10 protein-coding genes and 1 tRNA gene are annotated in these 11,817 nt (G+C 53.7%); 9 read left to right on the top strand and 2 right to left on the bottom strand.

Going from position 1 to position 11,817, the window contains the following annotated elements; translation table 11 throughout:
- Positions 1 to 32: 32 nt before the first annotated feature.
- The 4 genes from JJQ72_RS13130 to JJQ72_RS13145 all read left to right on the top strand — a co-directional run bounded on the left by JJQ72_RS13130 (position 33) and on the right by JJQ72_RS13145 (position 7,774).
- Positions 33 to 1,352 carry a glycoside hydrolase family 125 protein gene (locus JJQ72_RS13130; RefSeq protein ID WP_138225358.1) on the top strand — a complete coding sequence of 440 codons (1,320 nt, stop codon included), beginning with the start codon at positions 33 to 35 and terminating at the stop codon, positions 1,350 to 1,352.
- Positions 1,349 to 4,477, top strand: coding sequence for a beta-galactosidase (locus JJQ72_RS13135; protein WP_208203967.1), 3,129 nt, complete (start codon positions 1,349 to 1,351; stop codon positions 4,475 to 4,477). Before JJQ72_RS13130 ends, JJQ72_RS13135 begins: the two co-directional genes overlap by 4 nt.
- A 20-nt stretch (positions 4,478 to 4,497) precedes the next feature.
- Positions 4,498 to 7,236 carry an alpha-mannosidase gene (locus JJQ72_RS13140; RefSeq protein ID WP_208203968.1) on the top strand — a complete coding sequence of 913 codons (2,739 nt, stop codon included), beginning with the start codon at positions 4,498 to 4,500 and terminating at the stop codon, positions 7,234 to 7,236.
- Between the two features lie 154 nt (positions 7,237 to 7,390).
- Positions 7,391 to 7,774, top strand: coding sequence for a VOC family protein (locus tag JJQ72_RS13145; protein ID WP_138225361.1), 384 nt, complete (start codon positions 7,391 to 7,393; stop codon positions 7,772 to 7,774).
- A 128-nt stretch (positions 7,775 to 7,902) separates the two neighbouring features.
- On the opposite strand, the gene JJQ72_RS13150 is transcribed toward JJQ72_RS13145, so the two are convergent.
- Positions 7,903 to 8,430, bottom strand: coding sequence for a L,D-transpeptidase (locus JJQ72_RS13150; RefSeq protein ID WP_208203969.1), 528 nt, complete (start codon positions 8,428 to 8,430; stop codon positions 7,903 to 7,905).
- A 109-nt stretch (positions 8,431 to 8,539) separates the two neighbouring features.
- Here JJQ72_RS13150 and JJQ72_RS13155 point away from each other — a divergent pair.
- From JJQ72_RS13155 to JJQ72_RS13165, 3 genes are all read left to right on the top strand, one after another.
- Positions 8,540 to 8,611, top strand: a tRNA-Val gene (locus JJQ72_RS13155).
- 99 nt (positions 8,612 to 8,710) lie between these two features.
- Positions 8,711 to 8,974 (top strand): hypothetical protein, encoded by a 264-nt coding sequence (locus tag JJQ72_RS13160; protein ID WP_208203970.1) that lies wholly within the window; start codon positions 8,711 to 8,713, stop codon positions 8,972 to 8,974.
- Positions 8,975 to 9,271: 297 nt separating this feature from the next.
- Positions 9,272 to 9,715, top strand: a complete 444-nt coding sequence (locus tag JJQ72_RS13165; protein WP_208203971.1) for a GNAT family N-acetyltransferase — start codon at positions 9,272 to 9,274, stop codon at positions 9,713 to 9,715.
- Between the two features lie 121 nt (positions 9,716 to 9,836).
- On the opposite strand, the gene JJQ72_RS13170 is transcribed toward JJQ72_RS13165, so the two are convergent.
- The gene (locus JJQ72_RS13170; protein ID WP_138225365.1) at positions 9,837 to 10,574 is read right to left on the bottom strand and encodes an MBL fold metallo-hydrolase; all 738 of its coding nucleotides are present in this window, start codon (positions 10,572 to 10,574) and stop codon (positions 9,837 to 9,839) included.
- Positions 10,575 to 10,767: 193 nt separating this feature from the next.
- Here JJQ72_RS13170 and JJQ72_RS13175 point away from each other — a divergent pair, with 193 nt between their 5' ends.
- Entirely contained in the window at positions 10,768 to 11,322 is a 555-nt protein-coding gene (locus JJQ72_RS13175) for a copper amine oxidase (protein WP_138227685.1), read from the top strand.
- Between the two features lie 134 nt (positions 11,323 to 11,456).
- The gene (locus JJQ72_RS13180; RefSeq protein WP_208203972.1) at positions 11,457 to 11,750 is read left to right on the top strand and encodes a DUF1292 domain-containing protein; all 294 of its coding nucleotides are present in this window, start codon (positions 11,457 to 11,459) and stop codon (positions 11,748 to 11,750) included.
- The last annotated feature ends 67 nt before the right edge of the window (positions 11,751 to 11,817 follow it).

The following is an 11,817-nucleotide window of genomic DNA, read 5'->3' on the forward strand; positions in this document are numbered from 1 at the left end:
ATTTCAAGCCGTCAAAGGAGCGAATCTATAGCATGGAACAATTCAGACTTCCCAAAATACCGATGCCGACACTGGAGCTTCCCCAGTCCATCCAGGATGTGCTAAAGGAAGCAGAGGACAAGCTTTCTCACCGTCCGAAGCTGCTGCAGCTGTTCAAGAACACTTTTCCTAATACGCTGGAGACGACGACGAAGCTGATGGAGGACGGAACAACCTTCGTGATTACCGGTGATATTCCGGCCATGTGGCTGCGGGATTCGGTAGAACAGGTCGTGCACTACATTCCGTTTGCGAAGAATGACCCTGATCTTCAGCGCATTCTGAGCGGACTGATCAAGCGGCACATGAATTACATTATGATTGATCCTTATGCGAATGCTTTTAACGAATCAGCCAATGACTGGCACTGGAATACGACAGATGTTACAGAAATGTCTCCTTGGGTCTGGGAGCGTAAATTTGAAATTGACTCCTTATGCTTCTCGATTCGTCTGGCATATCTGTACTGGAAGGAAACGGGCCTGACCGATGTGTTCGATGCCGGCTTCAAGCAGGCGATGCTAAAGGTGATCGAGCTGTTCAAGGTAGAGCAGCATCATTTCGAGCAGTCCCCGTACCGCTTTATGCGCAACAACGGCATTCCGGAGGATTCCATCCGCAATGGCGGTCTCGGCATGCCGGTGAACTATACGGGCATGGTCTGGTCCGGCTTCCGCTCCAGTGATGATGCCTGCGACTTCCATTACAACATTCCAGGCAATATGTTCGCTGTCGTTGCGCTGCGCCATATGCAGGAATTTGCAGAATGGATCTTCCGCGATATGGCGCTGCTGGCAGATCTGAAGCAGCTGGAAGCGGAGATTGACCACGGCATCAAGCTCTACGGCATTTATCGTCATCCGGAATTCGGTCCGATCTATGCTTACGAAACGGACGGCTTCGGCAACTACTCCCTGATGGATGATGCCGGGACGCCAGGTCTCATGTCTATTCCTTACCTGGGCTATGTGAGTGCTGATGATCCGATCTACCAGAACACGAGACGGTTCGCGCTGAGCAAGGAGAACCCGTTCTACTTCGAGGGTAAAGTGGCCAGAGGCATCGGAAGTCCGCACACGCCGCCGGATTATGTATGGCATATGGCACTCTCCATGCAGGGCATAACGGCATCGACCGACGAGGAAAGACTGGAGATGATCTCCATGCTGGAGGCTACAGACGCAGATACCGGGTACATGCATGAGGGCTTCCATGTCGATGATCCGGCTGTATTTACAAGAAAATGGTTTGCCTGGTCGAACAGCCTGTTCTCCCAGCTCGTGTACAAAGCGATGAAGGATGGGATTCTATGAAGAATAACGTGATCTTTTTGTATGATCCCGCGTTTCCTGCCGCCGCTGACAGCAGTCTTCCTGCTGCAGCGGAAGGCTTGCAGGCGCTGGGCTTGGTGCAGGACGCTTCCACGCTGTCAGAGGCCCTGGCCTCTGCCGGGGAAGGCAGCTGCTTCGTCAATCTGCATGCGCCTTATTTCCCGAAGCAGGCCTGGCCTGCCATTCTTGCATATTTGAAAAATGGCGGCGGGCTGCTATCCATCGGCGGCGCACCGTTCAAAATTCCGGTCCGGCAAGAGCGTGAGAGCTGGGTCTGTGAGCCGGAGCAAACCGCTTATCATCAGCAGCTTCACATTCATGAAACCCTGCCGGTTGACAGTGCGCGTGTCTCGCGCTTGATCAGCCATCAGGATATTTCTGTTTTTAGCGGCAGTGACGCATGGCTTCCGGTAGAGCCGACCTGGAATCTCGTCCCGCATGTCACGAAATGCAGTGATTTGCCGGAGCAGATGGGCTCGGCTGGACCGATGGATACCCGGATTTACCCGCTGGTTAAGGGAATCATGGACAATGGCAGAGAGGTATCGGCACCGGTCGTGCTGTGGGAGAATACGGGCGGTCCTTTTATCGGCAGCCGCTGGATTTTTGTGAATCAGCCGGCCGGCCGCGGTTTATGGGGAGAAGAAGGTCTGAAGGCGCTGGGCTCCTGGTGTGACTATGCAGCGCGAGGCATTACCGAGCTGTGGATCAAGCCGAACTACGCTTCCTTCGAAGCTGGAGAGCGGGCACAGCTGACACTGCAAACGCAGCGGCTGTCCAAGCGCCTGACGGCAGGAGAAAAGGAATCCTGGACGTTCCGGATCACGGTTCAGCATACAGAGCAGTCATCTCAAGTATGGCAGCATGAGCTGACCGTCGAAGTGAGCGGCCAGATGGACTTTATCCGTATTCCTGTTCCGATGGAGCTGATACCGGGCGCCTACCGCGTCATTTGCAGCGCCGCCGGTCCTCACGGTGAAACGCGGACACTCCGTCAGGGCTTCTGGCGCTTGGATGCAGAGCTGCTGTCAGAGGGCACGCCGATCACCTGTGACCGGGACTACTTTATCAAAGACGGACGGCCGCTGCCGGTGGTGGGGATGACCTACATGACATCAGATGTGGCGCGTAAATATTTGTTCCTGCCCAATACGGATGTGTGGGACCGCGATATGGCCCAGATGAAGCGAGCCGGCATCAACTGGATCCGTACCGGCTTGTGGACGGCTTACCGCAATGTTATGCAGGTGGATGGACACGCGTCCGAGGAGGTCATGCGTTCCATTGACGCCTTCTTCCTGACTGCGAAAAAGCATGATCTGCAGGTGACCTTTACGTTCTTCTCCTTTACCCCGGAAACGTGGGAGGGCAAGAATCCTTATCTGGATCCCCGAAGCGTTGAGGCTCAGAAGCGCTTTATCCGCTCGATCGTATCGCGTCACAAGAACACCAAGCATGTAGACTGGGATCTGATCAACGAGCCGTCCATGTTTGATCCGCCGCGCATCTTCTCGGATGGTCCGCGTTCGGCCAGAGATGAATTTGAGCGCCAGGCTTACATTGAATGGCTGCGCGAGCGTCATGGTGAGATTGAGGTGCTGCAGGAGCGCTGGAATATGACTCCGGTGCAGCTGCCGGATTTCGACAATGTGGTTCCGCCGGAGGCGGAGGAGATTAATTTCGACGTTCAGGATATGCATCAGGCCAAGAAGGGAACACGCTGGCTGGATTACGCACTCTTTTCGATGGACATGCACAACCGCTGGGCCAAGGAGCTGTATGATGCGATCAAGGACGAATGTCCGGATCATTTGGTCACAGTAGGACAGGATGAGGCGCTGGGCGCCCAGCGTCCATCTCCGTTCTTCTACGCCGAAGCCGCCGACTATACAACCGTGCATTCCTGGTGGCTGAACGATAATCTGGTGTGGGATGGGATCTTCGCCAAAACGCCGGATAAGCCGAATCTCATTCAGGAAACCGGCATCATGTATGTGGAGACTCCGGAAGGCCGCGCAAAGCGCAGTGAGGCAGAGCTGCGAAACATACTGGAGCGTAAATATGCCTATGCCTTCTCAACCGGCGGTGCCGGAGCGGTGCAATGGATCTGGAATACGAATTTCTATATGGATAATGCGAATGAATCCCACATTGGGGCGGTTCGCGCGGACGGAACGGAGAAGCCGGAGGCCGATGTATCCTATGACTTCGGAGTCTTTATGAATGGCATCCGGGATCTGTTCAAGGGTCGCGAGCTGGAGGAGGGCGCTGTCGTCTTCCCATACTCCAATGATTTCTCCAACCGGAAGCTGGCCATAGAGGCAACCACCACGGCTACGCGCGTTCTGGCTTATGAGCTGAACATGCCTTTCCGCGCCGTGGGCGAATATGATCTCAGCTCGCTGCGGAAGCAGCCGGTCAAATGGATCCTGCTGCCGAGCGCTCATAACCTGGATGACCAGGCCTTTGCAGAGCTGGTGTCGATCGTGGAAGAGACCGGAGCTGTACTTCTCCTGACAGGACCGCTTAGCCTCGATGCTTACTGGCGTCAGGTCGGTCGCCTTGAGAATGAGCTGGGCCAAGCCAAAATGGTGAATGTCCGCCGTGAGGAAGCTCTTGAAATTGGAAACACCGTTTACCCGGTGTCCTACGGCAGCCGCAAAATCGCTCAGGTCAGCAAGGAAGTCCGCAGTGGGGGTAAGCTTGATCAGGGGCTTACGGGTCTGCACAGTGTTCAGATGGGGACCGGTCGCCTGATCTGGTGTCCACTGCCTGTGGAGCTGAATGATCGCATAGAGCCGGTGGCGGCTCTGTACAGCTATATGCTGAAGCAGGCTTGCGCCAAGTCCGAGCTGGAGTGGATTCATGGCGGTCAGATGGCCGGTGTATATGGAACCGTGCTGCGTTTTGCCGAGGGCTCGCTGTATGTGTTCAGCTCAGAGCAGTCGTTTGATGTTCCGGTGGAGGTTCGCGATCCCCGAACAGGCTGCACCTATTTCTTCAATCTGGAAACCGATCGCAGCGTATTGTTTGCCGTGGATCAGGACGGAAGCCTGATATCCGTGTACCGCCCGGCAGAAGTTCATGTTGCGGTCGTTAAAGGCTAACCAAGGGGGATGAATTCACAATGACGCAGTCCAGAAAAGCACATATTATTTCGCATACCCACTGGGACAGAGAGTGGTACTTGCCTTATGAGAAGCATCACGTTCGTCTGATCGAGCTGATGGATACCCTGCTGGAGACCATGGAAAAGGAACCGGAATACCGGTACTTTTTCCTGGACGGCCAGACGATTATTCTGGATGACTACCTGCAGGTGCGGCCGGAGAAAAAAGAGCAGCTGGATCAGCTCATTCATGATGGCCGCATTCAGATCGGTCCATGGTATATTTTGCAGGATGCATTTCTGACAAGCAGTGAAGCGAACGTGCGGAATATGCAGATTGGCCATGAGGATGCGGCTAAATACGGTTCGGTGTCCAAAATCGGATACTTTCCAGATACCTTCGGCTTAGCCGGCCAAACGCCGCAGCTGATGGTGCAGTCCGGCATCGACAACGCGTTCTTCGGGCGCGGCGTCAAGCCTACCGGATTCAATAATACCGTATCGGACGGCGGCTATGAATCCTCCTTCTCCGAGCTGACCTGGCAGGGTCCGGACGGCTCGAAGGTACTCGGAATTCTGTTTGCCAACTGGTACAGCAACGGTAATGAGGTGCCGGCAGATGAAGAGGAAGCGAAGGCTTACTGGGAAAGAAAGCTGGCAGATGCGGAGAAATATGCATCGACGGGTCAGCTGCTATACATGAACGGCTGTGACCATCAGCCGATCCAGACCGATCTGCCGGAAGCGATCCAGACGGCGGGCAAGCTGTATCATGATACGGAATTTGTACACTCTACCTTTGATCAGTATCTGGATGAGCTGCGGCAGCATCTGGGCCAAGAGCTGTCCACCGTAGAAGGCGAGCTGCGCAGCCAGCGTACCGACGGCTGGGGGACCTTGGTAAATACAGCCTCCGCCCGGGTATATCTGAAGCAGATGAACCAGACCGGACAGAGCATGCTGGAGAAGGTAGCGGAGCCGCTCGCTTCTATGGCAAGCCTGGCAGGACAAGAATACCCGCATCATCTGTTTACCTATGCGTGGAAGACACTGATGCAGAATCATCCGCATGACAGCATTTGCGGCTGCAGTGTCGATGAGGTGCACCGCGAGATGGTGACCCGTTTCGAGAAGAGCCGCCATGTAGCGGAGAATATCGCGGACGACAGCAAGGCCGCGATCGCGAACGTCATTGATACCTCGGCATTCTCCCAATGGGGTGAGGGCGCGGTGCCATTCGTCGTCTTTAACACCACAGGCTGGAAGAGAACCGGTACCGTGACGGTAACGCTGGATGCCGAGCGGCTCTATTTCCGCGATGGCTATTCTTTGAAGGAAACCGCAGAGCGCATGAAGCAGGTAGATCTTTCCGGGATGACGGTTGTGGACGAGCAAGGACGGCCGGTTCTCTTTACGCTGGAGGATCTGGGGCTGCAATTCGGCTATGATCTGCCGGATGACCGCTTCCGTCAGCCGTATATGTGCCGCCGGGTGAAGGTTACCCTTTACGCTGCCAATGTACCGGCACTGGGCTATCAAACGCTGGCGCTGGTCAAAGGCGCAGCCGCCTCGTCTCATGACAGCTCGCTATTCCGCAGCGACCGGATCATGGAGAATGATGCCTTGAAGGTCGAGCTGAATGCAGACGGCTCCTTTACCCTGACCGATAAGCTGAGTGGACAGGTATACCGTGATCAAGGGATATTTGAGAACACAGGCGACATTGGTAACGAGTATATGTTCAAGCAGCCGGAAGGGGAAGAAGCTCTGAGTACAAAAGGGCTTGAAGCACAAATTACGGTCATTGAGGATACTCCGTTCCGTGCTTCCCTTCTAGTGATGCATGAGTGGGATATACCGGTATCGGCGGATGACAAGCTGCTGCAGGAGCAGATTGAGCTCATTTATTATCCGGAGCGGAAAGCACAGCGTGCAAGCGAGACCGTTACGCTGAAGCTGAAGACGGTGATTACACTGGAGCGTGACGCTAAAGGCGTGCAAATGTCGGTTACCTTCAATAATCAGAGTAAGGATCATCGCTTGCGTGTGTGGTTCCCGACAGATCTGCAGACCGCGGTTCACCGGGCGGACTCTATGTTTGAGGTGGCGGAGCGCAGCAACGAGCCGGCAGCAGAGTGGGAGAATCCAAGCAATACAGCACATCAGCAGGCCTTCGTGGATGTCAGCGGTGAGGGTGCCGGCCTGACGGTAGCGAACCTGGGCCTTAACGAATATGAAGTGCTGCGGGACGGCCGCAATACGATTGCCGTTACGCTGCTTCGCGCCGTAGGCGAGCTGGGCGACTGGGGCTACTTCCCGACGCCGGAAGCTCAATGCATCGGGGAGTCCACCGTCCATCTGGAGGTCATTCCACATCAGGGCAGCGGCATTCAGGACGGCGCTTTTGCGCAGGCTTACCAGTTCCAGGTGCCATGGGCAGCGGTTCAGACCGGGGTCCATGAAGGAAAGCTGCCAGCCAGCTATTCCATGTTTACCTGGGAGCATCCGCAGCTGGCGTTCTCTTCCTTGAAGATGAACCGGGATTCCGGGGATTGGATGCTTCGCTGGTTCAACCTGGGCGGCGAAGCCGCAGAGCTGGAGCTTGGCACCGCGCTTGCAGAAGCTGCTGCGTACCAAACGACGATTTTGGAGCAGAAGCAGGAAGAGCAGCAGGTCTTCAGCAGCACACAGCCGCTGCAGCTGACGGTTAAGCCGTATGAGATTGTGACGGTTGGTGTTCAGGCTTCTTCGAAGTAAAAACAGGGCTGCCTTTCGGGAGAATGCATTCTCCGGGAGGCGGCCCTCTTTATGTAGGATAAAGGGGACGTAACTGCACCCTCACTGGACAAGGACAGCGCCCCTGTAATTCGCTATAATGAAAAGGAATACAATGATCCATGGAGGACAAGAAATGATTCATTTCAACGGATTACATCATGTCAGCCTGGCCGTCCGAAGCTTAGACATCGCCAGGGCCTTTTATTCAGAGAAGCTGATGCTGCAGGAGATTCCTCGGCCTCCCTTTAATTCCACTGGAGTCTGGTATGCGGTCGGAGATCAGCAGCTGCATTTGCTGGAGCATCCAGGCGGAGATACATTAAGGGAGCGGGGGATTGATACGGTAGACGGCCATTTTGCATTCTGGGTCAAGAGTCACTCTGACACAAAAGCATGGCTGGAGGAGCAGGGCATCCCTTATGAAGCTCGGCCGGACAGTGTGGCCGGCTTTGCTCAGATTTATGTGCTGGATCCCGATCGGAACATTCTGGAGTTTGGTGCGCCTTACGGCTCATAAACAGCGCGCCAGCGACGCGTTTCTTTGCGGCTTCTATAGGAGCAGGACGGTCAGCAGCTGGAGTACAAGGCGATCATGTCGTACTCCGCTGCTGCAGTCTTTTCCGATTTCCGAAGATGGGAAGGTATTTATCTTATAAGTACAGGAGTATTCATCTTCACCGTGTCATACAGCCAGATGACATCTTCATTATGCATTCGAATACAGCCTGCGGATGAATATGTGCCGATGGAGGAGGGATTGTTCGTGCCGTGGATGGCGTAGGCGTAGCTGAGCTTGCCGTTTATTTTGACATTCAGGCCGAGCCAGCGCGCACCGAGCGGATTGTCAGGGGCTCCACCCTTGATCTTCTCTTTGTAGTAGGCGCGGTTCTTCACCTTCTCGTGAATCAAGAACAAGCCCTCTGGGGTGAAGGATGGCTTCTTTCCTGTGGCGACCTTAAAGCTTTTCACCGCCTTTCCGTTTTCGAAGTACGTCAGTGTGTTGGTCGATTTCTCGATCAGGATGAACTGCTCGTGCAGCGCATAAGTACTGCTTAGCTTCGGAACAGCAGACGCTTCTGCAGCCTCTGCTGCAGCGAAGCCGCTGGAAACACCGGGTACTCCTGCAGCCAGGAGCAGAGCCCAGATCAGACTGTAATACCATAGCCGTAGCATGAGCACTCACCTCTTTCGCCCTCCAGTATATGCGCGAAGAAATGAATGGTGCCCTCAAAAAAATATATTGCTTTATAGATAGCGATCATGCTATTATATATTTTATTGAAGGACGGTAGCTCAGCGGGAGAGCACTATCTTGACAGGGTAGGGGTCACGGGTTCGATCCCCGTCCGTCCTATATGAAGAGAAGGAAACCTTGAGAAATCAAGGTTTTTTTGTTTATAAAATTCCCTTTACTAGTCAATGCTAGCCTTAGCAGGTAGCGTGAGCAGGAGGGATGATGTTGAAGAATAAAGACGACAGCTTGTCGGCTCGCAAAGCCGGTACAGTCATAGCGCTGGGCTGCATGCTGCTTCTGGCCGGGTGCAATATTCCAAGCAGGGCGGACACGCTGCCGCTGCTGGAGGCTCCGTCGTCACCGGTGCATAAGGATGTGTATGAGCGTTCGGTACGTGAGGACGTGTACCCGTCCGGCGGGAGAGGGGAGCGGCTGATTCAGGAGCCGACGCTGAAGCCGTCAAGCCCGCTGCAGGGACGATAATGATATGAAGGCACTCTGTACGAATGAGAAAGGACGAGGAATGGTGAAGCTATTCCTCGTCCCATTTCCGGGAGTAGCCTTTTTTGATGGTGTAAAACATCGGAACAATCAGGATCACGGCGATGACAACCGCAGCCAGAATCGTGCCTCCAAGACCCATAAATATCTCCTCCTTCAATGAAGCTGTTCCTTTCACTATACAGAAAATCAATTGTTTTGTATAATGGTTCAGCTGTATACACAGACATTTACAATGACCGCTAATAGAACAAGCAGGGCGTGAAAGAGGTGCAGAACATGGCAGCAGAAATCATTAATGTATCGACAGAGGAAGAGCTCAGGGCTGCGCTCACAATCCGCAAGGAAGTGTTCGTGGAGGAGCAGAAGGTTCCTGAGGACCTGGAGATTGATGAATACGACAACCTGGATGCTGAAGCCCAGCATATCCTGATTAAATATGACGGGGAGTTTGCCGCAGCCGGGCGCGTCATTCGTTACAACAAGGATGCAGCCAAAATGCAGCGAATTGCTGTACGGCAGAAGTTCCGTACCCAGGGGCTCGGCCGGGTGCTCGTGCTGGCTATGGAAAATGCAGCGCGGGAGCTGAAGCTGGAATCCTCCGTACTGGATGCCCAGTGTCAAGCGGAAGGCTTCTATGCCAAGCTGGGCTATACTACCACCTCTACCGAGCCTTTCGATGATGCCGGAATTCCGCATGTACGCATGGTGAAGGAGCTGTAGGGTCTTGTCAAGACTGCATGCGTGCTGCATCAGGGGCCTGACGTGAAACCGAAGAAAAGCCTGTCCTCCTAACGCGGAGGGCAGGCTTTTCTTGCCTTAGTGGATTGTAGCCAGTCAGCCGCTACAGCTCATACACGCGGTGCTGCTCCAGAAACTTCATCGGGCCGGTGGAGTTGCGGAACTGCTCCATGTTGTCGGCATAATGCATGAGATGGATGTTGGACTGCAGCTCCTCCGGCAGGCTCAGCAGCTCGGAAAGCGTGGTATGCACCTGTCCTTCTCCCTCCAGCTGACACTCGTGCAGAATCGTATCGCAGCGGCGCTCCGTGACCAGCTGGTGCAGCAGCTGGGGATCAAAGGTCATATCGGCACTATAAAAGACGCGGCCATTGAGATACAAGGAATAGCTGTCCCTTCCGGGGATATGCCGGGTATGAATCAGCTCCACGGTGATGCCGGGCGAGAGATCGGCAGGGGTCCCTACCGGCAGCGGAATGACGGTGAACACATCCTCCAGCGATTCAATATATTTTTCCTGGTACAGACCGCCTTTCAGGGTGTGTTCCCACAGCGGGCCTGCCAGAGGCTCTGCAAGGTACAGCGGGATTTTACGCTGGTATCTCATTTTCATCTGGAACGCGAGCTCCTCCAGTCCTCCTACATGATCGGCGTGGGTGTGCGTGATTAGCACGGCATCAATAGAGTCCCAGGAGCGTCCCAGCTGATGGAGGGCCGTAGGTGCGGTGACGCCGCAGTCGACCATGAGTGTAAAGTTCTCATCAAAGATCAATGCATTATTGTTGAAATACTTTCGGGAAAAAGCGCTGCCGGTACCTAGCATTTGCAATTTCAAGGTCAATGGAATCCTCCTCCTTCTTATCCATTTCATGCGATTGGACATACTGATATTGTACCTAATCAGCGTCTTCTGCACCATTCCCGGGAAAATACACATAAATTATGTGGTTCTCCGCAACTTTACTTTTTGTCGTGTAGTATACACATGTATCAGCGAGAATCAATGGAGGGGATTAATGGACATGAGGGTAAAGCTGGGTTGGAAAAAAATCACAGCCGCAGCTCTGGTCATCACGTTAATGAGCGGAAGCACGCTGTTGTTTGCAGATTCGATTCAGGACAAGATCCGGGTGTTGATGAACGGTCGGGAGCTGAAGGATGGTGCCTATCTGATTGATAATAAGATTTATGTGCCGCTGCGGGATATGAATGCAGCCTCAGACTGGGATAAAAGTGCCGGCAAGGTACAGGTCGTGAAGCCGAATGTACATATCTTTCTGTTCAAGGGAGATACGGCATTCGGGAACGTGAACCGGGGCAAATTAAAGTTTAACGTGTTCAGCCAGGTGGATTCCGTGCATGATGATGTGGAGTCCGTCAAGGTAGCGATTGAAGATCCTTCAGGCAGCATCAAGGATATTCAGTCTCAGAGCAACCTGCAGGGTAAGGATAATTTCTGGTTTCGGACCTATGACTTTACGTACGATTTCGATACCGTCGGCAAATATTCGGTAGGCTTCTATGTCAAACTGACGGGAAGCTCGGGCTATGAAAAGGTTGCCGAAAAAATCATTACTGTGCTGAAATAAGCCCGATCATTGTAGGTTCACCCGATGGACCTCGCAGTGATCAAGCGGGGCTCTGCCTGAAATTGACCTGGTCCCGGCTTCCGTGTTACCATACCAAGGATTGATAATTTAATTGAAGTGAGGTTTAACATTCAATGAGTGATCACACACATGGACATGACCATGATCATGACCAAGACGCCGAGGAATTCGTACTGACCTTGACCGATGAACAGGGCAAGGAAATGGAAATGGTTCTGGTGGAAACGTTCGACGTGGGCGAGAAGCTGTACGCTCTTCTGCTGGAGCGCAACAATCCGGGAGCAGACGGCGTGATCCTGCGTATGCAAGAAGAGGACGAGGAAATGGTTCTCTATAACATTGAAGATGAAGACGAATGGAACGCGGTAGAAGAGGCTTATAACGAGCTCGTTGCCGCTCAGGAATAGGGCTTGCAAACTAAACAGCGGTGCTCGGGAGATGATCCTGAGCACCGCTGTTTGTTTGTATTACGTG

Source organism: Paenibacillus sp. F411, from assembly GCF_017582705.1.
GTDB lineage: Bacteria > Bacillota > Bacilli > Paenibacillales > Paenibacillaceae > Paenibacillus_AQ > Paenibacillus_AQ algicola.

Bases quoted from the DNA above. Each gene is read 5' to 3' on its own strand.
- JJQ72_RS13130 (WP_138225358.1), top strand. From the start codon at position 33: ATGGAACAATTCAGACTTCCCAAAATACCGATGCCGACACTGGAGCTT.
- JJQ72_RS13180 (WP_208203972.1), top strand. From the start codon at position 11,457: ATGAGTGATCACACACATGGACATGACCATGATCATGACCAAGACGCC.
- JJQ72_RS13140 (WP_208203968.1), top strand. From the start codon at position 4,498: ATGACGCAGTCCAGAAAAGCACATATTATTTCGCATACCCACTGGGAC.
- JJQ72_RS13160 (WP_208203970.1), top strand. From the start codon at position 8,711: ATGATGTTGAAGAATAAAGACGACAGCTTGTCGGCTCGCAAAGCCGGT.
- JJQ72_RS13145 (WP_138225361.1), top strand. From the start codon at position 7,391: ATGATTCATTTCAACGGATTACATCATGTCAGCCTGGCCGTCCGAAGC.
- JJQ72_RS13135 (WP_208203967.1), top strand. From the start codon at position 1,349: ATGAAGAATAACGTGATCTTTTTGTATGATCCCGCGTTTCCTGCCGCC.
- JJQ72_RS13150 (WP_208203969.1), bottom strand. From the start codon at position 8,430: ATGCTACGGCTATGGTATTACAGTCTGATCTGGGCTCTGCTCCTGGCT.
- JJQ72_RS13165 (WP_208203971.1), top strand. From the start codon at position 9,272: ATGGCAGCAGAAATCATTAATGTATCGACAGAGGAAGAGCTCAGGGCT.